Here is a 24,029-nt window from a genome sequence, read left to right on the forward strand (position 1 = left end):
TATTCACTATTAAAGCTAAAGCCTGCCCATGACAGGCTTTTTTTACGCACTTTGCATTTGTGGATGGCAAAGCAGTCGCTCAATTTGGCATACCGAGACTGGGGGTGATTTCAGGTAGCCTTGTACGTAGTTACAGTGATGGTGGGTGAGAAACGCAAGCTGCTCGGCTGTTTCCACGCCTTCCGCGACGACGGCGAGGTCGATGGTGTGTGCCATGTTAATAATGGCTTGGCATAGGTTGTCGGCATTGCGCTGACCAAGTGCAATGCGACTGACGAAGCTCCGGTCGACTTTAATCACGTCGACGGGGTAGTCATTGAGTACCGCAAGGGATGAAAAGCCGGTCCCAAAATCGTCCATATACAAGGTGACACCCAACGCTTTTATCCTCGCTAATTGCTTGGCGCTACACTCATCACTGAGCAGCATGGATTCGGTGATTTCAATGCCAATCAGGTGAGCGGGAAAATCATAATGATCCAGCAATGATTGGAGTGTGAGATAGATGTGCTCGGACTCAAACTGCTTGGCTGAAACATTGATATTGAAACGGGGTACGCCGTGACCTTGTCGAGTATGCCAAAGCCGTTGCAGAGTTTTACAGCATTCATTGGCGACCCAGTCACCAATGGCAATAATCAGGCCTGTTTCTTCTGCTATTGGAATGAAGTCCTCTGGCGAGATAGGGCCTAACTTTGGGTGTCGCCAGCGAATGAGTGACTCAAAGCCGACAACTTGGTCACTTTGGCATTGGTAAATGGGTTGATAGACTAACGACAGTTGCTTGAGTGCCATGGCACTGGCCAACTCCTGTTCCAGAGTAAAACGTCTTTTCGCCCGCTGAAACATTTTCTCGTGAAAGAAAACCACTTTCTCGTGTGATGAACTTTTAGCTTGGTACATCGCGGTGTCGGCTTCGCGCAATATCTGCGCCAGAGTTTGGCTCGCGTCTGTGACTATGGTGACGCCGATGCTAGCACCTAAGTGGCATTGTTGATTATTGACGACATAGGGCTGGCTAAGGACGTGTGAATAGCGATGGCAAATCGCCTCTAGCGCGTTGTCGGCAATGAGATTCGGTAGGCAAATAACAAACTCATCACCGCCAAAACGAAAACTGAGGTCGTTATCGCGACAGTGAGCGCTGATCCGCTGAGCAACTTGCTTGAGTAGTTCATCGCCGTGTAGGTGCCCCATTGAGTCATTAACGACTTTGAACCGATCGAGGTCGATAAACATCACGGAAAAGCCTATCGACCGCCCTTGTTTTAGCCGCTGGAGCTGCTCGTCCACGGCTTGGCTCAGTGCGGTGCGATTGTTGAGATTGGTGAGATCATCCCTAATGGCTTGTTGTGCTAGGCTGCGCGTTTTTTCCTCAATGACTTGGTCTGATACTCTGAGCCGAATGGAATAAAAATTGGCGGCGACGGTTGCCGACACGGTAAGTAATAGGATCAGCATGACAGAGGCGCTGCCATACATAAGGGTGCTGCCAGTGCGATCAATCGTCGTAATCGTCACTTGCCATTGCTGCCCAAACAAGGGAACGTCCAATGTCTGGCTAGCGCTCAATGGCCTTTCTGTGATGTGAGATTGCGCTAACTCAGTATTGAGGTGCGAGCCAAAAATTAACTGATTTAGCGGTTGTGCAAATACCTCAATTCGGGTCGAGCTTGAGTTGATCTCTTGGCGCCAGAGCTGTCCTAGCCATTGCTCGAGCGTGAGTTTGGTAGCGACCACACCGTCAATCTGACCATCGGGTCTATACTTGCCTAATACCAGCATCACCTCACCGCGCTCTGACCCATTGAGGGGCGCGACTTCCACTTGATGGCTGCGGATTGCTCGCGACACGGCTTCTAAGATGTTTTGGTCGCTCTCCAGTCTCAATCCAAGTAGGTCGCTTCCTTCAAAAGAAGAGGAGAGATAGAGCACAGGTAATGCATGAGTCGGCAAGAGCCAAGGTTGAGGGGGATGTTGCTCCAACGAAGGCATGACTTGATAGCCGAGTAAGCCTTGTTGTTGGGCTTTGCTTTCAAACGCGCGCAACTGATTCAGTTTAACCGTAGGGGCCCAGATTACCGATTGAATGGCGTCGGATAAATCCGCTTGTTGTTGGAAGTAGGCTTCAAACTGGTTTTGACTCGGGCGATTGCCATTCTCAAGGTAGGCGCGAGTCGCGTAGAGCATACGTTCTATATTTGCGAGCGATTGGACTAGTCTCTGTACCTGATTATTGAGCTGGCTCTCTAAATGATCTTCGAGCTTTTGAGTCTCATAGTGGTGGACGGTGATGTAGCTGGCAGTAGCAAGGCTTAAGCCAATCAGCCAGATTAAGAGAGTATGCTGAAGTGAGAGCGCGAGTTTCAATGGGTAAACGGCTAATAGTGGTGAAACATGATGTCATCGTAATGATAAATGGACCAATTGCAAATGATAATTGATATCAATTTGTTTCGGCTATTGACGAGCGTCTTCGAGAGCGCGAACCTCATTTTGATAGCGTTGCTGGAGTAAGGCCAGTTTTTCATCGAGCTGTTGAATCTGTTTGATGAGCAACTTGTTGAGCTGAGCGTAGTTCCAGCTAGCGATGGTGTTGCTTTGATTATCAATCTTCTGACAGTGCTGTGAAATCCGCCGCCACTGCTGATGTAAGGTAGAGGCGTTATCGAGTAGTGGATTGAGCGTTTTGCGTTCTTGTTCTATGGCTTCCACCACCTGTTGTGAGGCTGCAATCTGTCCTTGCATGCTTTTATGAAGGGTTTGTTTGTTACTTTGCCAGAAACTGCGTATTTCATTGCGACTAAACTCCTGATAGAGAAAAGGCTGCTCACGGTGGAAAGTGAGGAACTGATTAAATCGCTTAGCGTGTTGGTTGTATTGTGTGTCGAGGGCTTGCTGAAGTTTGAGCGCATGGTTCCACGTTTCAGCGTCACAATGGGATGCGCCTGACGGAAGAGGTAAAGTGATCAGGAGTGCTGCCGTTATAGTAAGAAGATATCGGTACCATTTCATTGCGGTGGTTGTCTCGCTTGTCACCCTTTAAGTATAGGAAAAGATTCAGACAAATATGAAAAAGGTCATTATGGCAGTATTACTGTTGCTTGGCATTGCGTGTGCTGGTGGCGGTTATTACATCTTTTACTACAAACCTCAGCAAGACGCGTTAGCGCTCGAACAAGCGGAGGAGGAAGAGCCGATTGCGCCTTTGCCTATTGTCAAAGACGACCCCGAACCCGCACCAGAGCCACCTAAGACGGATTATTACGTCAACCCAGATAAGCTGGGAGTACGTGAAGCCCCCGATTACAATGCCTTTGTTGAGAGCGTGGTTTATCGTGGTGATAAGCTGCATATTCTTGAAAAGAAAGATGGCTGGGGGCGTATTTCTGCCTACTTTGTTTACGAAGAGGGCGGGCCGGAAGTCGCCGAGTGGGTGCCAATGGAAGCTTTGCTCGAAGTGCCGCCAACCATCACTAAAGAAGAGCGGGTGGAGACCATAGGTGAGTACATTGAAAACTCGGATGATTTTAAGCAACACTTTGAGGTATTTATTAAGACCACCGATCAGTTACTCAAAGACGGCACGTGTACGCCGCTAGATTTCGAAGAAACCAAAGGTTGGATACGCTCAGTAACTTTCAGTGAACAGGACGCCTATTTTGTCTATTGTGGTGGATTGAAACAGGCCAATAAAATTTACCTCAACGTGCGTACCGGAAACGTCTTTTATCGCTAACTGTTGTACCAGCAAACTTGCAAGCTTAGCTTTTAGAAGTTTTTAGTTGCTTGCCTATGTGCTTAGATCTACTATCTCGCCAATCTCTCTTATTCGGCTGAACAATGTTTCAACGGCTCATTTCAACGTTATGGCTATTTTTCTTTGTGCTGGCTTTACCAGTGCAGGCTTTTGGCTATTTGTTGCAATCTGAAACGCAAGCGTCAGCCCGATTACAGATAGATGTTGCGTCATTCTCTGCCTACTCGACACAAGAAGCGCAGGACCTGTTTGCAGCGACAAAGCAGACATCCCAACCCGCGCCCAGAACCCATTCGCAAATAGCTCAAGATTGGTTTGCGAATATTCATACTCATCGCTGGCTAAATGGCACGCGTTTGTTTGACGAGGGTGAGTCGAATTCGAGTCTCGATCAACCCAGTTTTGACCCCTTAACACTGCCACTTTTCCGTTTATATCAGCATGCGGCGTTGTCCAGCGGGTTTCATTTCTTCCCACATTCCTCTCCCTATCGCCTTGCTGGCTGGAAAGAGTCCAATGCCCTGTATGTGGCGTTAAATAGTCAGTACTCATCGATTTTTTAACCGATTTCACTATGGCAGAAGCCATTATTTGAACTCCTAAGCGGGAGTGCCTCTCGCTAAGCAAAGTTAAGAAATATGATGAACAAAAAACCTAATAAACAGGCGAAATCTGCACGCCTGATCAACCAATATTCCGCCTGGAAATATGTAGTATTGATTGCCACTGTGGTCATACTCACGCTAAGCGCTATCCCTACTTGGTACGGAGAAAAACCATCGATACAGGTGACGGCGTCACAAAGTGGCGCTAATCCCGTTCTCTCGAGTCTTGGGAAACTCAACCTGTATCTTAGCCAACAAGGTGTGACGGTAAGCCAAATCCATCAAACGGGTGAGAAAACAACGTTGGTCTTTGACGATGAGACCGAACAAACTCAGGCGCGAAAAGCGCTAGATACTCTGCTCGGTAAACAAGACACCATCAGCTTTTCCTATGTTTCAGTCGCGCCAAAATGGTTGTCTGATTTAGGGTTTAACCCAATAAAGCTCGGGCTTGATTTGCGCGGTGGGGTGCAGTTTTTGCTCAACGTTGATATCGACAAGGCGTTTGAAGATCAGCGCAACAGTTTAGTTGAAGAAACTCGTGATTTTCTGCGTCAACAACGGTTAAGAGGCGTACAGGTGTCTATTGAAGGCAGCGAAGCGTTTGAGGTTAAGGCAAAAAGTGGAGAGGCACTTAACCAGGTCAATCACTTTTTGAGTCAAAACTATCCTGGCTGGGACGTAAAGCGTCACTCAGACTGGCTGAGTGTCAAACCGACGCCAGAAAGTAAGAGCGAGTTTCAGCGTGTGACTTTACAGCAAAACCTCAAAATCATGCGCGATCGTATCGAGGAGCTGGGTATAACTGAAGCCTTAGTTCAGCGACAGGGTGAACACAGCATTCGCATCGAATTACCTGGAGTACAAGATCCGTCGTTGGCAAAACATGTCATCGGTGCCACGGCGAGTTTAGCTTTTCATCAAGCTCGCACATCGTCTGAAGCTTCTGACTACGGCGACGTCGTATTGAAAAATAACCAAGGTGTGGATGTGGCGATTGCCAAGCGACCAGTGTTAACGGGGGAGCACATTATTAATGCCCGGGCTGGCGTTGACAAAATGGGCTTAGCTGAAGTCAACATTACGTTGGATCATGCCGGTGGCAAGTTAATGAGTGAGTTCTCAGCGAGTCATATTGGAAAGCCGATGGCCACTGTCTACCGTGAGTACACCACCAATGCCCAAGGAGAAACGGAGCGTAGCGAACGCGTGATTAGCGTCGCGACGATCCAGTCACAATTAGGCAGCCAGTTTCGCATTACTGGCGCGGGCTCAATCGACGAAGCACAAAACCTCGCGCTGCTGCTACGAGCAGGATCGCTGACCGCGCCGGTGACGATTGTCGAAGAACGAACTATTGGGGCCTCATTGGGTGCGGAAAATATTGAAAACGGCTTTGCAGCTCTGGCCTTAGGTATGGCGATGACTTTGACGTTTATGGCACTGTGGTATCGCCGTTTGGGTTGGGTCGCCAACACGGCTTTGCTCATCAATATGGCTTGTCTACTCGGCTTGATCGCACTGCTTCCAGGCGCTGTGTTGACGCTACCTGGTATTGCCGGTTTAGTGTTAACTGTCGGGATGGCGGTGGATACTAATGTTCTTATTTTTGAAAGGATTAAAGACAAGTTAGCAGAAGGACGTACGTTTGCTCAGTCAATTGACCTAGGCTTTAACAGCGCCTTAAGCACCATTTTAGATGCCAATATTACCACTATGATTACGGCTGTCGTGCTCTACTCAATTGGCAATGGCCCTATTCAAGGTTTTGCCTTGACTCTGGGGCTCGGGCTACTAACCAGTATGTTCAGTGGTGTATTTGCATCGCGAGCGATGATCAACTTAGTTTGGGGACGCGACGCGCGTCGTGATGTGAGGGTTTAACTTATGATCCAGTTCTTTAAACAAGGTATTCGTCGGATCCGCTATATTACCAGTTTTGTCTCACTGGCATTGATGATGGTTTCTATAGTCGCGTTGAGCCTCAACGGCCTAAATCTCGGGTTAGATTTTACCGGAGGGATGGTGACAGAAGTAGAGGTTGACCCATCTCTCAACCACTCGCAACTGGTCGATACGCTCAAACCTCAATTGGGGGAGTTTACCCATGTCACTCGTTCCGATCAGCAAGGGCGTTGGGTGATTCGCTATCCGGTCCCGCAGCCGGGTGAACAAATCGCCGACCTTAAACAATTATTGGCTCCAGTGTCTCAGCAGGTCGATGTGGTGAGCAGCAGCATGGTGGGCTCACAGGTCGGTCAAGATTTGATCGACCAAGGAGGGCTGGCACTGATGATTTCGATGTTGTCGATATTGGCCTATCTCTGTGTTCGTTTTGAGTGGCGTTTAGCCAGTGGTTCATTACTGGCTCTGATGCATGATGTGGTGCTGGTGCTCGGTTTTTTCGCTGCAACTCAGATGGAGTTCAACCTGACCGTTTTTGCCGCCATACTCGCGATTCTGGGGTACTCGCTCAATGACTCGATCATTATCGCAGACCGGATTCGTGAACTGCTGGTGGCCAAACCGTCGTTGCCAACCGAGCAGATCAACGACCAAGCGGTGATCGCGACGTTCTCGCGTACTATGGTGACGTCGGGCACGACGTTGATGACCGTATCCGCCTTGTGGATTTTAGGGGGCAGCGCCTTGCAAGGGTTCGCGGTGGCGATGTTTATTGGCATTTTATCGGGGACTTGGTCATCGATTTCAATTGGTACAGTCTTGCCAGAGTGGTTAAAACTTGAGCCTAAGCATTACATGCCAGTCGAGATAGACGACGCGCCATAGAGCAAACACTCGGCCTCAAGCGTAAGAGCTTGGGGCTGAGTGCTTGCATCGTAATTATAGCGTGGTCGCTTGTAAGAATTGACTAAAACTGTTCCACGACTTGTTGTCTGCATCTTCACGATAACGTGGACTACCAAATACGGTAAACGCGTGTGGCGCGCCGCTGTAGGTGATCATTTCGTGTGATACTCCCGCCGCTTCAAGTTGTTCAGCGAGTGAGGCGAATTCAGACATAGGGATCGCGCTGTCGGCCGTGCCATGGAGCACCATGATAGGCGCTTGGGTCATCTTGTAGCTTTGCCCTTCTGGAGTGCTTAAACCACCGTGAAATGTGACAAATCCTTTTGCTTGCATACCAGCACGTGCAGACTCAAGCACGGCGGCGCCGCCAAAGCAGTACCCCATCACCACTGTGTTATCGGCGTTTCCCCCTAAACTGGCCGCAAAATCCAAGCTGCCTTGCATTAGTGCACGTAACTTATCGCGGTCTTTATAGAGTTCACCTGTGTGTTGGCGTTTGTCTTTGACCTCTGTTGGGCGAATTCCTTTACCGAACAAATCGGCGGCAAAAACGTTGTAGCCCATTTCATTAAGCATTTGGGCACGTTTCATCTCATAATCGGTTAAACCGTCCCAATCGTGAACCAATAAGACCAGCGGGGCATCATCACTTACTTTTGCCCAGTAGCCCTCGTATTCACTACCATTTACATTGTAAACTCGATTTTCCCCAGCCGTTGCCAACGACGCACATGTCAGTAAGGCCAACCCAATTGTTGTTTTCATAGAACACCTCCGTTTGTTGTTGAAGTGTAGTACGAAATTTCAGCGTCAATAGTACAAAAAAGCCTCCCGAAGGAGGCTAGAACTGCAAGGAAATCGAAAACACCGTTACATTGCGGCTTGGAAGATAGCGGAGATTTCTTCGTGAGTCGCTTGCTTCGGATTGGTAAAGCCACACGCATCTTTAAGTGCGTTATCCGCGAGGGTCGGAATATCTTCAAGTTTTGCACCAAGCTGTTCAATACCACTTGGAATACCAACATCTGTCGCGAGGTTGACAATGGCACTAATGGCGGCATCTGCACCTTGCTCTGGCGTCATTCCCGCGACGTTTACCCCCATGGCTTTGGCGACGTCGCGTAGGCGTTCAGGACACACTTGAGCGTTATAGCGCTGAACGTGAGGCAATAAAATCGCGTTACACACACCGTGTGGTAAATCATAGAAGCCGCCGAGCTGATGCGCCATGGCGTGCACATAGCCAAGTGACGCGTTGTTAAACGCCATGCCTGCCATAAATTGGGCATAGGCCATTTGCTCGCGCGCTTCAATGTCGTCACCGTTAGCGACGGCAGTGCGAAGGTGAGCTTGGATCAACTCAATCGCCTTAATGGCGACTGCATCGGTAATCGGCGTCGCTGCAATCGAAACATAGGCTTCTACGGCGTGTGTTAGCGCATCCATACCAGTTGCCGCTGTTAGCGAAGCGGGTTTGGCCAGCATGAGTTCAGGGTCGTTCACTGAGATAAGTGGCGTAGTATGTTTATCGACGATCGCCATCTTAATGTGGCGCTCTTCATCGGTAATAATACAAAAGCGCGTCATTTCTGAAGCAGTACCTGCGGTGGTGTTAATCGCAATCAGCGGAAGCATAGGCTTGGCGGACTGATCTACCCCCTCATAATCGCCGATCTGACCACCGTTGGCGGCGACTAGCGCAACCCCTTTAGCGCAGTCGTGCGGTGAACCGCCACCCAACGAGATAACAAAATCACACTGGTGTTGCTTGAGTAGCGCAAGGCCAGCGTTGACGTTGCCAATGGTTGGGTTAGGTTGAGTCCCATCGAAGACCACTGTCGATACATCGCGTTCGCTCAGCAAGTCCTGTACTTGCTTAACCACACCGATTTGATTGAGTACCTTGTCGGTCACGATCAGGCCGTTTTTAAAGCCTTGTGCCTGAATACTGTCTGCGGCGTCTTTTAAACAGCCAGCGCCCATGAGGTTAACAGTAGGGATGAAAAATGCACTTGTCATTGGATTGCTCCGTTATCGTTATTGTTTGTTTTCTGCAATTAGATTCGCATAAAAATCCGCGCGAGAAATTTGATCTCCGACAAGATTCGATGGCAAATAGGCGAGGGGAGAATCGGAAGTGTGACCCTCATTCATACGGTTAGTTTAAATGAATAAACTTGTTAATAATTAGTGGTTTAGCGCAATCGTTTTCTCAACATATTTAGATAGATAGGCCCGATGAAGCCGAAACTTTTGGGGCGAGAAAAAACAACCCTTTGCTCGAATAATCAAGCAAAGGGCGATAAAAAAGATGAATAAAACTTGTGCTTATTTGTGGTACGTGACTTACGCGAGTTCGACTAGATGGGTGACGAGTTTTTCGATGCCAGTGGCGGACTGTGAAATCGTCTCGGCAAGCATATAAGCGGGGCTTGAGAGAACCACATGCTCTGGGTCGAAAATCACGTCTTCAACCGCGCAGTCGACATGCTGCCCCCCGAGTTGATTGAAAGCGGCGGCGATGGCTTGATCATTGCCGATGGTACCTTTTACTCCGTTAGGGTAAATCATCGGGATAATGACAGGTGCAATGCACAAATAGCCTGCTGGTTTTTTCGCGAGGGCAAAAGCTCGACAGGCTGAGGCGACATGAGCGTTGATGCTGCATTCGGCGCCGTTCACGGCGAAGTCGGTCAGGTTTTTGGCGGCGCCAAAACCACCGGGCAGCAAGAGGGCGTCATACTCGTCGACATTGAGCTTGGCGACGTCGTCTATGTTGCCGCGAGCGATTCGCGCTGCTTCAACCAGAACATTGCGACTTTCACTGATTTCTTCACCAGTTTTATGATTAATGACATGCAACTGTTCGATGTTGGGGGCGAAGCAGTGCCAAGTCGCGTGATTTTTTTCTATAGCGTGCAGGGCCAATACCGACTCGTGGATTTCAGCTCCGTCGTAGACCCCGGAACCGCTGAGTATGACAGCAATTTTTTTCATCATTTCCTCCCTTATCTTCCGCGATAAATCCTAGCCAATTTATTTGACTAGTGATCTGATGAGCGTCTCATTCTTCAGATTCCTCCTGCTCATCTTGGGGGCGCTCTGACTCTGGTTGTTCGTCGTCCGAGAAGTCTTGATGATAATGCTTAACGACAAACGGGGTGAGCATGACACTCGAAGGAAAGAAGCGCTTCATAGTTACTGTCTCCGTAAAACGATGGGTTGAGCGCTATTGTCTCCATCGCACAGAGAGTCTGTTTTGTCTCAAGTCATAGAATGTTCGTGGCGTGACCACATTCAGAAAATTATGAGCTCAGTGTCACCTTGGTTGGTCCCAGTAGGGCACGTCATTGCCAAGCTTGTCAGTAATGAAATCGATAAATGCCCGAACCTTAAGCGGCATATGTTTGCGCTCTGGGAAAACGGCGTACACCGCGTGTTGAGGCAGAGTAAACTCGGGTAGAACGACGTCAAGCTTGCCGGATGCGATGTCTTTCCCGACGATAAATGTCGGTAGATTCCCAATACCACTTCCCGCAAGCACCGCTCTGCGTATAGCTTCACTGTTGTTGACGATTAAGCGGCCTTTTGGCACAACGCTGTACTCCTGGCTGGCAGAATAAAGCCGCCATTCGCTGCCGCCACGATAGTAACTGTAGGGTAGGCAGCTGTGATCCGATAAATCGCTGGGCCTGATGGGGACACCGTTACGTTTGAGGTAGTCTGGAGAGGCGCACAATACGCTACGACAGGGGGTCAAGCGCTTAGCGACCAAGTTTGACACAGGTAAATGGCCAATCCTGATCCCCAAATCGAAGCCTTGTTGAACGAGGTCAATCATGCGGTCCTCTAGTTGAAGGTCAATTTCAACATCGGGGTAGCGCGCTAAAAACTCGCTGATCAGTGGAGCAATATGCAACACTCCAAAAGACATCGGGGCGGTGAGCTTGAGTCGCCCCCTAGGGTTGCCTTGCAGCTCGGTGACCGCATCAATACCTTGCTGAGTAAAATGATAGGCTTGAATGACATGTTCGTAATAACGCTGTCCTGCTTCGGTCAAACTCAGTTTACGAGTTGTGCGGTTAAGCAGCCGAATTCCCAGCTCATCTTCCAACTGAGTGATCCGCTTACTGACCGCTGACTTGGTGATATTGAGCTGGTTGGCTGCGAGTGAAAAACTGCCGTTTTCGACCACTGCGATAAATATCGGGATAGTAGAGAAAGCTTTCATTGTTGATTAAAACTAAACAATAAGTTTGTATTTCAGAGATTATCATTGATTTGAAAACAATCTACAATGGCGGGGTAATGTTGAGGAGAAAATGATGAAGTACGACTGGATCTTGTTTGACGCTGACGAAACCTTATTTCATTTCGATGCTTTTAAAGGGATGCAACTGATGTTCTCACGCAAAGGCGTGATGTTTACCCAGCAAGATTTTGACCATTACCAAACCTTGAATAAACCACTGTGGGTGGACTATCAAGACGGAAAAATTACCGCCGATCAGCTTAAGCACCACCGTTTTCGTGAGTGGGCCGATCGGCTGCAAACCACTACCAGCGAGCTTAATCGCGCTTTTCTTGAAGCCATGGCCGATATTTGTACTCTGCTACCGGGAGCCAAAGAGTTAATGGAAGCGGTGCATGGTAAGGCGAAGCTTGGAATCATTACCAATGGCTTTACCGAGCTACAAGCGATCCGCCTCGATCGAACTGACATGGCGCACTACTTTGAACATGTAATTATTTCCGAGCAAGTCGGCGTGGCGAAACCCGATCAGGCGATTTTCAGTCACGCATTAGAAAAAATGGGGCAACCCTGTAAAAGCAAAGTATTGATGGTCGGCGACAACCAATACTCAGATATTCTAGGGGGTATCAACTTTGGCATCGAAACGTGTTGGCTTAATCATCATGGTAATGAACGCGATGCTAACATACAGCCTAACTACACAGTGAGCTCGCTACATGAGCTAAAAAGCATCCTGATCGCCTAAAAAGTGCACGTCGAGTGATCCAATCTGTGCCGACCTGAGTAGGTAGAGCAACGACAGCGGTAAATGCAGGGGGCCACATGGCGGTGTTAGGGAAAATTGTCGATTGGGATCAGAAGCACGGTTATGGGTTTATTGAAGACACAGCTCAGCGTCAAAAAGTGTTTTTTCATATTCGCGATATGAGAGACAGCCAATCAGAGCCGCACATCAATGAGCTCGTGCAGTTTGATGTCATTTCTGATCAAAACGGTTGTCATCTCGCGCTAAACATATCATCAACTCTGATGAAGTAGCGGAGCTATCTCTCCGGAGCTTTCAGTTTAATATAATGTTCGAGGCTTTTCTTCGCATGGGTCTCGAACGTTTGTTCCGTCACTAGCATGTGCTCTATTCGATCAATTCGAAAGTGACGATAATCATGTCTTAACTCGCACCATGCCACTAGCGTCCACACTTTTCCCCAAAAAATTTGTCCCAAAGGCTGCACCATGCGCTCGGAAACTTGCTGCTTTTGATCAAGGTAAGTGATGACGATTTTGAGCTTATCATCAGTGGCATGTCTTAGCATTTTACAGCGTTTCGCTGTAGATGAACCGCTGTGAAGGTCGGGAACAAGTATGGCAAAGTCTTCGACTTGTCGCTTTATGCGGTCAGGGAGCACGGAAAGAATTTTATTGGACGCCGATTGACTGGCTCGCGCCAGCTCATCATCAGACCAAGCACGAACCATGCGCATGCCAAGTTCGAGCGCCATCATCTCTTTCTCTGTAAACATGAGTGGTGGTAAGTGCGAGTCGGGTTGCAGCAGGTATCCGACTCCCGCTTCACCTTGAATCGGTACTCCGGAACTGATCAGTGATTGAATATCTCGGTAAATGGTGCGTTCGCTCACTTCCATATGCTCGGCAAGCTGAGTCGCTGTAATGGCAAAGCGCCTAGAGCGCAACAGTGTTAGTAGTTCAAACAGTCGCTCAGATTTACTCACAATCACTCCTATTGAGGGCGTTGGTTTAAGGGGAGGACTCTGCTCCCCATTATGTTATTGATATTTGGCGGCGAGATCGCTCATGGCAATGGTTTGATGTTGCATGATGACCGACTCGGGGTCAATCAAAGCCATTAAGGGTTGGCAGTCAGGACTGGAAAGGAACTGCTCTCCGGCTCGTTGAGCCTGCTCCATCGATGCCCAATACACCACGTCAGTCCAAGTGTTACTTGGTTGGTCAAAACTCAGCGAACGGTATTCAAAACCGTCGAGCCCAGAGACAAACTTCTGACTTTGCTCACAGGCGGCAATCAGTTGCTCATGGGTAGCATGGTGATTAAGTTTGAAGCGGACAATCTCTAACACACTTTTCATTTTGTCGATTCCTTGTAAACGATTGATGGTTCCTGAGCATCATAGGTCTGTCGTGTGTCAGAAGGTGTCAGTAGTGTGCGAGATCAAAAAAATGATAATTGTGCGGTCGTTTTATGAGCGCAGTGGAATATGTGTGCTATGAATTATTATTAATTAATAGATGGCTTTAACAAAGCACACGGCTAGGTAAGGAAACCAATATGTCCATTCAAGGAACGATTGCGCAGTGGGACCAAAGCAAAGGGTACGGCTATATTGCCGTTGATAACCAAGAGACCAAAGTTTTGTTCCATATCAGTGACCTCGAGAATGCATCACAACAGCCTTTTGTCAGTGAGCCAGTGGTTTTTCGCTTAGGCTGTGACGAGCAAGGCACTATGCGCGCGATTCATGTGGAACGTCCGCTGGTTTTCAACTTCTCTTTAGCCATTGCGGTTTGGTTCTGCAGCGCCCTATTGGGCAGTGTCGTGTTGCTTGATTTCCCACTCATCGCTTGCCTGTTTTATTTTGCAGTAAGCATTGCGACTTATACTGTCTATGCATTTGATAAACAAGCGATGCTAACTCAAGGCGCACGAGTACCGGAAGTCTTGTTTCATCTACTCAATATATTTGGTGGATGGATCGGCGCACTGTTTGCCCAAACGTTTATGCACCACAAGTACCATGACCTTGGATTTAAGTTTCTTTTCTGGACTACGCTGGCGTTTAATATAATGGTTTACTGCTGGCTGTTAACAGAGCACGGTGCTGAATATCTTGCCAATCTGATTGCCGCGATAAGCGTATAGTGACCACCTGGTTCGACCGGGCTCAATGAGCCCATTTTTCGTTCGTCTCGATGATAAATCCCCACCCATATCATGACATTGGCAGAGTTTCGGTTTATGGTAGTACCAAATTCTGACGCCATTTTATTGAATGACCAATAGAATGAGCGTCGTTGAATGCAGCCGATTGGAGTGGAAATACCGTGCAGTATGTCATGATTAAGCAGGCGATTGAGGAGCAAATCGAGTCTGGACAATTGGCTCCTAGGCAAAAACTCCCGGCTGAAAGAAAGCTTGCGGAGTCTTTTAATACCACGCGTGTTACCTTACGTGAAGCCCTATCGTTGCTTGAAGCTGACGGATGTATTTATCGCGAGGACCGCCGTGGCTGGTTTATTTCGCCACCGACACTCAAATACGATCTCGCGCAAACGCAGAGCTTCATTCAGTGGGCGAGCAGTCAAAACCGTGCTCCTCAAACTGAGCTATTGTCAGCGCGCAGTGTCGTTGCCAATAAACACGCTTCCCATTTATTGAAACTGCCACCTTTTTCTGATGCCTATCAGTTAGATAGAGTTCGTTACTTAGAGCAGCGCCCTGTGGCTTATGTGACCAACTATGCATGCCCGCGACAGTTTGCGGGTTTGCTCGACCATGATTTAACTCAATCACTGACCGATGTGTATCGTCAGGACTATGGCGTTGATTTTCATCAGGTGACTTGTCAAGTGAGCACACGTGTGTTGCTAGGCGATATGGCGCTAGCTTTGCGAGCGACGGTCGGAACACCGGCATTGGTGGTTGAACGTATTCATTCTAACGCCCAAGGCGAACGAATAGAGGCGGCGGTTGAATTCTGGCGTCATGATGCGATTCAGATTGAATCATCTCACGTTCACTGTTAATTAAATATCAACAACAAGCCCCAAAGGTTCACTTTGGGGCTTGATAGATTTTAGCTAGGTCTAACTCTCGGCTTCTACTAGCTCGACTGGTTGCTCGCTTGCTCGCGCGGCATCCAGCATTCGACGAATGATCCAAGATGAGATCAGTGCAATGGCCACCATCACTACCGCCAGAACGGTCAACAACTGAAAATAATCACCGTAGACGGTTTGCACAATCTCCTGGGTGATCGCTTGGCCTTTCTCTAGCGCGATAGAGGTTGAGAATACCGCGCCAACGATGCCACTCAGTGCCATCGCGACATAAAAGAGCGAAACCGAGAAGCCTTCAATGTGTTTTGGTGCGACAGATAGGATAAACGCCACCACTAAACTACCAACGATCACTTCAGAAAACGCCTGGAAGAAGTGGATAGCTAAAAATACCTCAGGGCGAATCACCACATCACTGCCGATATTCATCACCGCCATGGTAAGGATACCAAACGCAATCGCGGTAAAAATGAAGGCAAAACCAATCTTGGTTGCGGTAGAGAAGTTAATGCCCTTTTTCTCGAGCGAGGAAAAGGTCACTGAAATCACAGGACCTGCCACAATACACCATAGCGGGTTCATTGCCATTGATGCTTCGGGCGCGATAGGAATGAGATTGAATAAGTCACCACGCATGGTGTTGATCGTGACCATGGTCATTGAGGTCATCATTTGACCATAGTAGACGAAAAAGCAGATGGTCAGCACCATCATAATCAAAATGGTCCCCATCTTTAGTGCGTCGGATTTACCACATTTGAACATCAAAGAGATGAAGTACAAAATGGCCGCCACGCCAATGGCATAGACAATGTTTTGACCAATATCCATGTTGGAAAACATGAAGAATACCAGTCCTACCATAGTGGCTGACAGGCTCAAAAACGCCGCCCAGTTTTTCAGGCTAACTGGAGCTTGGTCAATCTCAGCTGCGGAACCAACCAGTTGCTTGTTGAGTACCACTAAGGTGACAAACGCAAAACCAGCCATGATCGCCGAAAGACCAAAACTGCCATGGAAGCCAATCGCGAGTACAAACATCGGGAACAAGTACTGACCAAACAACGCACCGACGTTGTTAATTGAGTAGTTGACTGGGTAGCCGTTTTCGAAGTCTTCCTCTGAAGAAAAGGTACGCTTGTAAAGACTTGGGTAAGAAGGAGACATCAGGCCACGTGCATAACTCGCCAGCGCAATACCGATCAAGCTCATAGGGACGTTAGTGGTGGATGCCCCAAGTACAAGCAAGGTATAACCAGTGGCGAACGTTCCATACGCGATCGTGAGTGAGCGATAAGCCCCCAAAAACTTATCCACGATGAATCCGCCCGCGATTGCAAACAGTGGTCCGATTGAAGAAAAGGCGCCGACAACCATCATGGTTTCCGCTTCGCTATACCCTAAATCTTCTAAGAAAAAACGGGTGAGTATGACCATGACGCCGTAGAATGAAAGCCCGAACATGGCCTGACAAAACATCATGGATTTATTGAGTTTGTTCCACATAATAATCTCTCTTATAGGTGTTAACCTAGTATTTACAACTATTAATGTTATCACTTGTAGTATGTAATAAATTGAAACAATTATCGCAGAATGCCGTTTCTATGCACGATATTTTCTCAATTTCGCATAAATTTTTGTAATGCTATTGATCCAAATCGTTTGCGTTCCGACTTGACTGACCAAATATGCAACGATTAAACGAGTCGGTCGATGTTTTGGCCCTTCGCTTTATGTTAGCCTCGTGCCAGTCAGCCAATAAATGTATAAGGAATGTAACGACATGAAGATATTCAGTAACTTTGATAGCGGCAGTATTGAAGTTGTTAGTGTTCAGGACAAAGACAACATTCAGTTGAAAATTCCTAATGATAATCAATCCGAATTTTATCAATGGTTTCACTTTCGGTTAGAAACCCAAACCGAGCACGCGCACACGATCCGTATTCTTGACCTCAAGGGCTCCGCTTACCCTGAAGGGTGGGAAGGGTATGATGTGGTGGCTTCGTATGACCGTGAAGAGTGGTTCCGTATACCGGCTGAATTTGATGGTGACACTTTAACGTTTACCGTGATCCCCGAGCGTCCATCGATCTATTTTGCCTATTTTGCCCCTTACAGCTACGACCGTCACTTGGATCTGTTGCATTTGGCGCAAAGTGCCCACCATTGTCAGTTGGAGACTTTAGGCCACACTTTAGATGGCAACGATATGTCGCTACTGACGTTTGGCGAACAAGAACAGGGTAAAAAGAAAATCTGGTTGATTGCACGTCAGCATCCGGGTGAGACCATGGCGGAATGGTTTATCGAAGGTTTTATCCAGCGGTTATTGGATGAAGACGATACCAGTGCGCGTGCTCTGCTTGAGAAAGCGGTGCTCTATGTTGTACCCAACATGAATCCCGATGGAGCGATCCGCGGTCATTTACGCTGCAATGCCAAAGGGGTAAACCTCAACCGAGAGTGGCAGTCCCCATCAATGGAGAACAGCCCAGAAGTGTTCCTCGTTCGTGAGCGAATGCTGGCGACGGGTGTGGATATGTTTTTAGATATCCATGGTGATGAAGCAATCCCATACAACTTTGTTGCAGGCTCAGAAGGTATTCCGTCCTATGATGAGCGTTTGGCTGGGTTAGAAGACGCATTTAAACACGCGTTGTTTATTGCGACCCCCGAGTTCCAAGATCAGCACGGCTATGACAAAGATGAACCAGGTAAGGCGAACTTAACCGTGGGCTCAAATTGGGTGGGCGAGCAGTTTAAATGTTTGTCCTACACGATTGAAATGCCGTTTAAAGATAACAACGACTATCCAGACCCACTCTACGGTTGGTCTCCAGAGAGAAGTGTGAAGTTTGGTCAAGATGTGCTTAGTGCCGCGTTAGCGGTTGTGGACAAGCTTTAGTGAGATTAAAAATGGCGTAGTCAAACACTACGCCATTATCCTTGTTACTCACACGGCGGAGCCATATGAATGACCGCCAAGCCGCCGAGTGACGTTTCCCGATATTTTTTGTTCATATCCTTGCCGGTTTGATACATGGTCTCTATGACCTTATCCAAAGATATTAAACATTTACTCGTACGTTTTAGTGCCATTCGCGAGGCATTGATCGCTTTCATTGCTCCCATAGCATTGCGTTCAATACACGGGACTTGTACCAAGCCACCGATAGGGTCACATGTCATACCCAGTGAATGCTCCATAGCGATTTCAGCCGCGATACAAATTTGTTCGTTGCTACCACCACGCAGCGCAGTCAGCCCCGCAGCAGCCATTGAAGAAGAGACACCCACTTCGCCCTGACAGCCGACTTCGGCACCTGAAATAGACGCATTAGTCTTATACAAGATGCCTATCGCCCCCGCCACCGCAAGGAAGTCTTTCAACTGTTTGCTATCGAGCTCCTTAATAAAGCGGTGGTAATACATCAGCACTGCTGGAATCACGCCCGCCGCGCCATTGGTGGGCGATGTGACGACCTGCCCCCCCGCAGCATTTTCTTCGCTGACTGCAAACGCAAATAGGTTGATCCAATCCATGATTTCCATCGGATCGTTTTCGATAGCCGCGTTTGCTTCGAGTTTTTTCAATAGGTTAGGTGCGCGGCGTGTGACATTTAACCCACCTTCCAAAATCCCTTCAGTATCGAACCCGCGCTGCATACACAGTGACATCACTTTCCAGATTTGTTCGGTTTTGCGCGTAATTTCATGCTCAGTGTGGAACTGTTGTTCATTGCGTAAAATCATTCCGCCTAAACTAAGGCCATTTTCTTCGGCCATGGTGAGCATTTCATCCGCGCTAGTAAATGGATATGGCACATCGACAGTTGCTTCATCGCTGCCATGCTCTAGTTGTTTGGCTGTTGCTATAAAGCCGCCTCCAATCGAGTAGTAGGTTTCAAACGCGACTTGCTCCCCCTTAGCATCGAACGCTGAAATCGTCATACCGTTTTCATGCAGAGGAAGGTTGTCTTGGTGAAAGAGAATATCTTTGGTGTAATCGAAGTGAAGGGTATGGCTGCTGGCCAGTAGCAAAGCGTGTTCGTCAATGGCTTGAGCGAGTGCTTGTTTGGCGCTCGACATTTTGATGGTATCGGGCTTATTACCCAATAAGCCGAGGATGACGGCGCGGTCGGTATGGTGGCCTTTGCCGGTTAAAGAGAGTGAACCATAGAGGTCAACTTGCACTCGAGCTACTTTATCTAGGTTTGTGGTCAGCAGTTGAGTAAAATGGTAGCCCGCCAGCATTGGGCCGTTAGTGTGTGAGCTGGATGGGCCAACGCCCACTTTGAAGATATCAAATATAGACAGCATAAACTTACTTCCTGTTATATAGGCCAATGAACATGGCTCTTATCATTTGGATGATGATAGCGCAGTCGCTCGCGCTGGTTTTAACAAAACTTTAACCTTCTCTACGCTAGCGGTAAAGTCGAAGCTTGTACAGTTTCCACGAACCTTGGTAGGAATAATTGAGACATGAGTGATTAATGAACATAAATAGCGTGGTTTTGCTGCTCGGAAAGCGCTTAGTCAATAACCAACTTACGTTGGAGGGACGCTCTCGCGTAGAGCACCTAGCGCGCAGTTCGCCGTTACTCGATGTAAAAACGACCTTGATTGTTGTCTGCGGTGGGGTCACCGATAACCAGAATGTATCGGAAGCGCGAGCAATGATGGATTATCTGTCTCAATTGCTTCCCGCTGACGTGTTGGGAGGTTATCAAATCGTATTGGAAAATGAGTCTCAAAATACCATCGAGAATCTGTCCAATGCAGCGATGAAGTTAATACAGTGTCCCGGCTATCAAATAGGGCGGTGTTTGAACATCACCTTGCTGTCGAATGACTACCACCTAAAACGAATTGTTGAGATTGAACAGTTAATGCCTGAGCAGGGCCTTATCAGCAAAATGGTCGAGAGATGCAGACAAGTAGGGCTTGAAGTTTCAGTCGGCAGCCAGTTGGAGCATCATCACGCTGTGCCTTATCCGCATAAAGGGACGCGAGCCGAAGCCTTTCTATATTGTGATGAGTTGACTACGTATCGGGTTTACCTTGAGGGAGTGAAAGCGCGAGTCTTTGCGCGTCCTTTGAGTGGAGTCAGGCGCGCCCCTTATCAAATTGCCCAACGGGCCATAGAGCGATTACAAGCTTTGCCACTTAACCAGCAAGAGCACGCACTAGTACTAGAAATAAAGTCTTTGGTAGAGGCGACAGCAGAGAATAGCGCTTACTCACACTGCGTTGACGCGCTTCAACGTTTGGATAAAGCCTTAACTCAGCTTAACCGATGGCTTGACCCAGAAACTTAGTACAGACTTTCAGTTTGACTGGTTGGCACACGATTGATTGCAGGTTGGCGCTCTTTGCCAAGAAGAATTGAGGTTTTTCTTTAGTTAAGTTTGTCAAACGATCAGCGCTGTCTAAACTTAAAAAGAGTTATAGGACAAAGCGATACCAAAAGTGTTACTTTGATTTGTATGATAGCCCGTGTGGGTTATCTATAGTGTGAATAATAAGCCGAAGCATAGGAAGTGCCAATGTCGAACCAAAAACATCGACTCGTCACCCGCAGTGACTTTGATGGTTTAGTTTGTGCTGTACTGCTCAAGCAACTAGACCTAATTGATGAGATAAAATTTGTTCATCCCAAGGACATGCAAGATGGTGCGGTCGAGATTACCTCTAACGATATCGTGACCAATCTGCCGTATGTTGAGCAAGCGCATCTTGTCTTCGATCATCACTTATCAGAAGTGATTCGTAATCAAGGCGAGCGCGCCAATCACATCATCGACCCCGACGCCCCCTCCGCTGCGCGTGTGGTTTGGGAGCACTACGGTGGGGAGAGCACTTTTCCTACGCAATGGCTAGATATGATGGAAGCCGTGGATAAGGGCGACTCTGCCCAGTTTTCACGAGATGAAGTGCTTGATTCTACAGGGTGGAACCTGCTCAACTTCTTGATGGATGCGCGTACTGGCTTAGGACGTTTTCGGGAGTTTCGCATTTCCAATTACAGTCTGATGATGGACTTAATCGAATATTGTAAAAACCACACCATTGACCAAATCCTCGCCTTGCCGGATGTGCGTGAACGTATCGATTTATATCGAGAACACGAGAGCTTATTTAAACAGCAGATCCAGCGCTGTGCCACGGTTTACAGTAATCTTGTCTTTCTAGATTTGACCGACGAAGACGTGATTTATGCAGGCAACCGCTTTGTGATCTATGCGCTTTATCCGCAATGCAATATCTCTATCCATAAAATGTGGGGTTTTCAAAAGCAGAACACCGTCTTTGCGACCGGAAAATCGATTTTTGACCGTAGTTCAAAAACCAATGTCGGTGAGTTGATGCTCAAATATGGTGGAGGCGGACACAAAGCCGCGGGGACATGTCAGATCGATAATGATAAAGCTGACCAAGTGCAACAAGAGCTGATAGCAGCCATCACCCGAGACGGCTAACAAACAAAAAAGCCCCTAAATGGGGCTCTTTAACTCTGGTAGCTTTGACTTTCTATATCGGCATCACTCGGTTACGGCCAAGCTGTTTGGCTTCGTAAAGCAGCTTGTCTGCGCGCTCAATCAGTGACTCGGCCGACTCTCCCGGCTCAAGCTCAGCAACACCAAGCGAAATCGTAATGTTACCAACCTGCTCAGAAGTGCGTCTGTCTTTTATGGTCAGCTTCTCTACCGAGCGACGCAGCGTTTCACCAAACTGTCTAGCAATTCGCAGTGACTTGTTGGGCACAATCATCGCAAACTCTTCCCCGCCAAAGCGGTAGGCGTGAATGCCGTCACGGCAGCTCAATTGAAGACGACGGGCGATGCCCTTGATGACGGTATCGCCGAATAAGTGGCCGTATGTGTCATTGAAGACTTTGAAGTGGTCAATATCGGCAAGAATAAGGCTCATTTTCTGCTCTGCTCGGCAAAGTGTGCTGATGTCGCTATCAAAGGCCCGTCGGTTGTAAAGGCTGGTTAAAGCGTCAAACAGGGCGTCTTGTTGTACTTCTGCCAACTGAGTTTTGAGTTGGTTGATTTCTTTGGCAGCGTTTTCGAGCTGATTGTTTAAAAAACGCGTAGAGTGGCGAATTTCAGTTGATTCGGAGACCAATTGACGAACAACGTTCATCACTTCTTCCATCGACATGGTTTCATTTTCGACTCGCTTTAGGTCGTCAAAGCTTTTGTCGATCATGTCGGAAAATTGTGAGGTATCGGAAAGGGTATCGGCCATCGAACTAGAGACTTCACTCACCAGTATTTCAATATTGGCGCGTAAATCGCGCATATCAGTTTCGGTACGGCTTGCCACATAGTTTTGATAGAGATGTTCACCCGCAGCAGGCGGGCAGATCCCGTAGCTATCTAGGACGTTATCCAGTTCACGATTAAGCTGTGGGATCGCATTATCTACGTAGGTATACCAAAGCGCATAGTTAGCGGGCGTCGCAGCTACGTGGTTTTTCATCATTAGTGGGACAGCTTTCCTTAGGTTGGCTGTCGACTTTTTAAAATCGTCGGTCATTTCCTATGAACATTTCTGCAAAAGACATTCTATACGCTAAGGTTAACTGATTTTGCGGGCGAATGTTTGACTTAAAGTTAGATTACACCAATTAACTACTCGACACTTTGCACTTACGCACACCTAAAGGGTAGAAGGTGTCAACTCGATGGGCAAACTTATCTACGGATTCCGGTTAAGTTTCGTCGACGATGATTTCTTGGCGCACGTTACCTTGCTCCAGCTTGCTAGCACCGCGCAACATGGCTTGAATGAGGTCGGCGGCATTAAATTTTTCTAGCGCTTCATGCGCGCCCACTTGTTGGGCTCGTTCAACACAGATTTCACTTGAAAGTGACGTATGCAAAATGACGTAGCTGTTGCTGAGTTCGCGCTCATTTTGAGTCTCGAAGGCGAGTTCATAACCATCAAGTCCAGGCATTTCGATATCGCTGACTAATAAATCGATAGGCTCGCCTTTGGCCGCACATCCGCGCATCAGTGCCAACGCATCAAGGCCATTATTACAAATCTGATAAGGTATATTGATGCTATCTAGCGCATCAGCCAGTTGCTTACGTGCAATAGATGAGTCATCAACCAGCAAAATACGCAGCGCTTTAAGCCGCTCGCGTTCTATGTCGGTCAGCATTGGAATGTTGGTTGATTCATATTGCGGGTAGATTTTCGATAGCAGCAGTTCTACGTCCAACATTTGCACGATTTTATTATCAAAGCGCGTGATGCCAGTGACAAACACATTATTGCCTGCTGTCTTAGGGGCCGATTCGATCGATTTCCAGTCACACTCGATGATTTTCTCGATTGAACGGACCATAAACGCGACAACGGTTCTCAGGCAGTCGGTGACTATAAGGTAGCACGATTGATATTCTTCAGGTTGAATCGGGCGAAAACCGATCGCCGCCGGCATGTTGATCACTGGAATGGTTTTGTTACGGATAGTGACAGTGCCAATAACGTGGTGGTGTGAATACGGAATTTGTGTGGTCGGCTGGAAAGGCACGATTTCACGCACTTTTAAAGTACCAATAGCAAAGAGCTGTTTACTGCTGGTTAAGGTAAACATTAGCATGCCTTGAGATTGGTTTGCTTTACTGACTGTTTTCGCCATGGAGGTACTCATTATTCCACTTAGTTACTTAAATGGTAACGGATTTAGGTCGATGATCAATGGACTGACATCAAATTTGTCTCTGACTATAACCTAGATAATCAAATCTGTGCAATT

General features: G+C 47.8%; 24 protein-coding genes. 11 read left to right on the forward strand and 13 right to left on the reverse strand.

The window, feature by feature from the left end; all coding sequences use genetic code 11:
* Positions 1–42: 42 nt before the first annotated feature.
* Both FCU94_RS18850 and FCU94_RS18855 read right to left on the reverse strand, forming a co-directional pair.
* Positions 43–2,370, reverse strand: a complete 2,328-nt coding sequence (locus tag FCU94_RS18850) for a putative bifunctional diguanylate cyclase/phosphodiesterase (protein ID WP_176289997.1) — start codon at positions 2,368–2,370, stop codon at positions 43–45.
* A 90-nt stretch (positions 2,371–2,460) separates the two neighbouring features.
* The gene (locus FCU94_RS18855) at positions 2,461–3,015 is read right to left on the reverse strand and encodes a hypothetical protein (RefSeq protein WP_176289998.1); all 555 of its coding nucleotides are present in this window, start codon (positions 3,013–3,015) and stop codon (positions 2,461–2,463) included.
* A gap of 55 nt (positions 3,016–3,070) precedes the next feature.
* Here FCU94_RS18855 and FCU94_RS18860 point away from each other — a divergent pair, with 55 nt between their 5' ends.
* From FCU94_RS18860 to secF, 4 genes are all read left to right on the forward strand, one after another.
* Positions 3,071–3,739, forward strand: a complete 669-nt coding sequence (locus FCU94_RS18860) for a hypothetical protein (RefSeq protein WP_176289999.1) — start codon at positions 3,071–3,073, stop codon at positions 3,737–3,739.
* Positions 3,740–3,843: 104 nt separating this feature from the next.
* Positions 3,844–4,323 (forward strand): hypothetical protein, encoded by a 480-nt coding sequence (locus FCU94_RS18865; RefSeq protein WP_176290000.1) that lies wholly within the window; start codon positions 3,844–3,846, stop codon positions 4,321–4,323.
* A gap of 78 nt (positions 4,324–4,401) precedes the next feature.
* Entirely contained in the window at positions 4,402–6,249 is a 1,848-nt protein-coding gene (secD, locus tag FCU94_RS18870; RefSeq protein WP_176290001.1) for a protein translocase subunit SecD, read from the forward strand.
* 3 nt (positions 6,250–6,252) lie between these two features.
* A complete protein-coding gene (secF, locus tag FCU94_RS18875; RefSeq protein ID WP_176290002.1) occupies positions 6,253–7,155 on the forward strand; it encodes a protein translocase subunit SecF in 903 nt (300 codons plus the stop codon).
* Between the two features lie 54 nt (positions 7,156–7,209).
* Here secF and FCU94_RS18880 read toward each other — a convergent pair whose 3' ends face one another.
* From FCU94_RS18880 to FCU94_RS18895, 5 genes are all read right to left on the reverse strand, one after another.
* Complete coding sequence (locus FCU94_RS18880) at positions 7,210–7,941, reverse strand: dienelactone hydrolase family protein (RefSeq protein ID WP_176290003.1); 732 nt, start codon at positions 7,939–7,941, stop codon at positions 7,210–7,212.
* A gap of 105 nt (positions 7,942–8,046) precedes the next feature.
* Positions 8,047–9,195 carry an L-threonine dehydrogenase gene (yiaY, locus tag FCU94_RS18885; protein WP_176290004.1) on the reverse strand — a complete coding sequence of 383 codons (1,149 nt, stop codon included), beginning with the start codon at positions 9,193–9,195 and terminating at the stop codon, positions 8,047–8,049.
* Between the two features lie 327 nt (positions 9,196–9,522).
* Positions 9,523–10,173 carry an isoprenoid biosynthesis glyoxalase ElbB gene (elbB, locus tag FCU94_RS18890; RefSeq protein WP_176290005.1) on the reverse strand — a complete coding sequence of 217 codons (651 nt, stop codon included), beginning with the start codon at positions 10,171–10,173 and terminating at the stop codon, positions 9,523–9,525.
* A 67-nt stretch (positions 10,174–10,240) separates the two neighbouring features.
* Entirely contained in the window at positions 10,241–10,372 is a 132-nt protein-coding gene (locus tag FCU94_RS19420; protein WP_255199300.1) for a hypothetical protein, read from the reverse strand.
* Positions 10,373–10,495: 123 nt separating this feature from the next.
* The gene (locus FCU94_RS18895) at positions 10,496–11,407 is read right to left on the reverse strand and encodes a LysR family transcriptional regulator (RefSeq protein ID WP_176290006.1); all 912 of its coding nucleotides are present in this window, start codon (positions 11,405–11,407) and stop codon (positions 10,496–10,498) included.
* Between the two features lie 94 nt (positions 11,408–11,501).
* Here FCU94_RS18895 and yjjG point away from each other — a divergent pair, with 94 nt between their 5' ends.
* Both yjjG and FCU94_RS18905 read left to right on the forward strand, forming a co-directional pair.
* A complete protein-coding gene (yjjG, locus tag FCU94_RS18900; RefSeq protein ID WP_176290007.1) occupies positions 11,502–12,176 on the forward strand; it encodes a pyrimidine 5'-nucleotidase in 675 nt (224 codons plus the stop codon).
* Positions 12,177–12,253: 77 nt separating this feature from the next.
* Entirely contained in the window at positions 12,254–12,469 is a 216-nt protein-coding gene (locus FCU94_RS18905) for a cold shock domain-containing protein (protein WP_176290008.1), read from the forward strand.
* 5 nt (positions 12,470–12,474) lie between these two features.
* Here FCU94_RS18905 and FCU94_RS18910 read toward each other — a convergent pair whose 3' ends face one another.
* Positions 12,475–13,161, reverse strand: coding sequence for a helix-turn-helix transcriptional regulator (locus FCU94_RS18910; RefSeq protein ID WP_176290009.1), 687 nt, complete (start codon positions 13,159–13,161; stop codon positions 12,475–12,477).
* A gap of 54 nt (positions 13,162–13,215) precedes the next feature.
* Positions 13,216–13,536 carry a hypothetical protein gene (locus FCU94_RS18915; protein WP_176290010.1) on the reverse strand — a complete coding sequence of 107 codons (321 nt, stop codon included), beginning with the start codon at positions 13,534–13,536 and terminating at the stop codon, positions 13,216–13,218.
* 200 nt (positions 13,537–13,736) lie between these two features.
* Between FCU94_RS18915 and FCU94_RS18920 the strand changes: the two genes are divergently transcribed.
* On the forward strand, positions 13,737–14,327 hold the full coding sequence (locus FCU94_RS18920; RefSeq protein ID WP_176290011.1) for a DUF1294 domain-containing protein: 591 nt from the start codon (positions 13,737–13,739) through the stop codon (positions 14,325–14,327).
* Between the two features lie 182 nt (positions 14,328–14,509).
* Positions 14,510–15,211 (forward strand): phosphonate utilization transcriptional regulator PhnR, encoded by a 702-nt coding sequence (gene phnR / locus FCU94_RS18925; protein WP_176290100.1) that lies wholly within the window; start codon positions 14,510–14,512, stop codon positions 15,209–15,211.
* Positions 15,212–15,271: 60 nt separating this feature from the next.
* Here phnR and FCU94_RS18930 read toward each other — a convergent pair whose 3' ends face one another.
* Positions 15,272–16,750 carry a peptide MFS transporter gene (locus tag FCU94_RS18930; RefSeq protein WP_176290012.1) on the reverse strand — a complete coding sequence of 493 codons (1,479 nt, stop codon included), beginning with the start codon at positions 16,748–16,750 and terminating at the stop codon, positions 15,272–15,274.
* Positions 16,751–17,030: 280 nt separating this feature from the next.
* Between FCU94_RS18930 and FCU94_RS18935 the strand changes: the two genes are divergently transcribed.
* Positions 17,031–18,155, forward strand: a complete 1,125-nt coding sequence (locus tag FCU94_RS18935; RefSeq protein ID WP_176290013.1) for a M14 family metallopeptidase — start codon at positions 17,031–17,033, stop codon at positions 18,153–18,155.
* 44 nt (positions 18,156–18,199) lie between these two features.
* Here FCU94_RS18935 and FCU94_RS18940 read toward each other — a convergent pair whose 3' ends face one another.
* Entirely contained in the window at positions 18,200–19,570 is a 1,371-nt protein-coding gene (locus FCU94_RS18940; protein ID WP_176290014.1) for an L-serine ammonia-lyase, read from the reverse strand.
* Positions 19,571–19,746: 176 nt separating this feature from the next.
* Here FCU94_RS18940 and FCU94_RS18945 point away from each other — a divergent pair, with 176 nt between their 5' ends.
* Both FCU94_RS18945 and FCU94_RS18950 read left to right on the forward strand, forming a co-directional pair.
* Positions 19,747–20,571: a YdcF family protein gene (locus FCU94_RS18945; RefSeq protein ID WP_176290015.1), complete on the forward strand. Its 825-nt coding sequence runs from the start codon at positions 19,747–19,749 to the stop codon at positions 20,569–20,571.
* Between the two features lie 228 nt (positions 20,572–20,799).
* Positions 20,800–21,732: an exopolyphosphatase gene (locus FCU94_RS18950; protein WP_176290016.1), complete on the forward strand. Its 933-nt coding sequence runs from the start codon at positions 20,800–20,802 to the stop codon at positions 21,730–21,732.
* Between the two features lie 52 nt (positions 21,733–21,784).
* On the opposite strand, the gene FCU94_RS18955 is transcribed toward FCU94_RS18950, so the two are convergent.
* Both FCU94_RS18955 and FCU94_RS18960 read right to left on the reverse strand, forming a co-directional pair.
* Positions 21,785–22,798 (reverse strand): GGDEF domain-containing protein, encoded by a 1,014-nt coding sequence (locus FCU94_RS18955; protein WP_176290017.1) that lies wholly within the window; start codon positions 22,796–22,798, stop codon positions 21,785–21,787.
* A 175-nt stretch (positions 22,799–22,973) separates the two neighbouring features.
* Positions 22,974–23,912, reverse strand: coding sequence for a chemotaxis protein (locus FCU94_RS18960; RefSeq protein WP_176290018.1), 939 nt, complete (start codon positions 23,910–23,912; stop codon positions 22,974–22,976).
* Positions 23,913–24,029: the final 117 nt, after the last annotated feature.

This window comes from Vibrio sp. JPW-9-11-11, assembly GCF_013369335.1.
GTDB lineage: Bacteria > Pseudomonadota > Gammaproteobacteria > Enterobacterales > Vibrionaceae > Vibrio.

Excerpts from the sequence above, each read along its gene's own strand:
- FCU94_RS19420 (WP_255199300.1), bottom strand. The coding sequence starts at position 10,372 with ATGAAGCGCTTCTTTCCTTCGAGTGTCATGCTCACCCCGTTTGTCGTT.
- FCU94_RS18960 (WP_176290018.1), bottom strand. The coding sequence starts at position 23,912 with ATGGCGAAAACAGTCAGTAAAGCAAACCAATCTCAAGGCATGCTAATG.
- FCU94_RS18935 (WP_176290013.1), top strand. The coding sequence starts at position 17,031 with ATGAAGATATTCAGTAACTTTGATAGCGGCAGTATTGAAGTTGTTAGT.
- FCU94_RS18930 (WP_176290012.1), bottom strand. The coding sequence starts at position 16,750 with ATGTGGAACAAACTCAATAAATCCATGATGTTTTGTCAGGCCATGTTC.
- FCU94_RS18895 (WP_176290006.1), bottom strand. The coding sequence starts at position 11,407 with ATGAAAGCTTTCTCTACTATCCCGATATTTATCGCAGTGGTCGAAAAC.
- FCU94_RS18945 (WP_176290015.1), top strand. The coding sequence starts at position 19,747 with ATGAACATAAATAGCGTGGTTTTGCTGCTCGGAAAGCGCTTAGTCAAT.
- FCU94_RS18860 (WP_176289999.1), top strand. The coding sequence starts at position 3,071 with ATGAAAAAGGTCATTATGGCAGTATTACTGTTGCTTGGCATTGCGTGT.
- secF (WP_176290002.1), top strand. The coding sequence starts at position 6,253 with ATGATCCAGTTCTTTAAACAAGGTATTCGTCGGATCCGCTATATTACC.
- elbB (WP_176290005.1), bottom strand. The coding sequence starts at position 10,173 with ATGAAAAAAATTGCTGTCATACTCAGCGGTTCCGGGGTCTACGACGGA.
- FCU94_RS18915 (WP_176290010.1), bottom strand. The coding sequence starts at position 13,536 with ATGAAAAGTGTGTTAGAGATTGTCCGCTTCAAACTTAATCACCATGCT.
- FCU94_RS18880 (WP_176290003.1), bottom strand. The coding sequence starts at position 7,941 with ATGAAAACAACAATTGGGTTGGCCTTACTGACATGTGCGTCGTTGGCA.
- FCU94_RS18950 (WP_176290016.1), top strand. The coding sequence starts at position 20,800 with ATGTCGAACCAAAAACATCGACTCGTCACCCGCAGTGACTTTGATGGT.
- secD (WP_176290001.1), top strand. The coding sequence starts at position 4,402 with ATGAACAAAAAACCTAATAAACAGGCGAAATCTGCACGCCTGATCAAC.
- yjjG (WP_176290007.1), top strand. The coding sequence starts at position 11,502 with ATGAAGTACGACTGGATCTTGTTTGACGCTGACGAAACCTTATTTCAT.
- FCU94_RS18940 (WP_176290014.1), bottom strand. The coding sequence starts at position 19,570 with ATGCTGTCTATATTTGATATCTTCAAAGTGGGCGTTGGCCCATCCAGC.
- FCU94_RS18920 (WP_176290011.1), top strand. The coding sequence starts at position 13,737 with ATGTCCATTCAAGGAACGATTGCGCAGTGGGACCAAAGCAAAGGGTAC.
- FCU94_RS18955 (WP_176290017.1), bottom strand. The coding sequence starts at position 22,798 with ATGACCGACGATTTTAAAAAGTCGACAGCCAACCTAAGGAAAGCTGTC.
- FCU94_RS18905 (WP_176290008.1), top strand. The coding sequence starts at position 12,254 with ATGGCGGTGTTAGGGAAAATTGTCGATTGGGATCAGAAGCACGGTTAT.
- FCU94_RS18855 (WP_176289998.1), bottom strand. The coding sequence starts at position 3,015 with ATGAAATGGTACCGATATCTTCTTACTATAACGGCAGCACTCCTGATC.
- FCU94_RS18865 (WP_176290000.1), top strand. The coding sequence starts at position 3,844 with ATGTTTCAACGGCTCATTTCAACGTTATGGCTATTTTTCTTTGTGCTG.
- yiaY (WP_176290004.1), bottom strand. The coding sequence starts at position 9,195 with ATGACAAGTGCATTTTTCATCCCTACTGTTAACCTCATGGGCGCTGGC.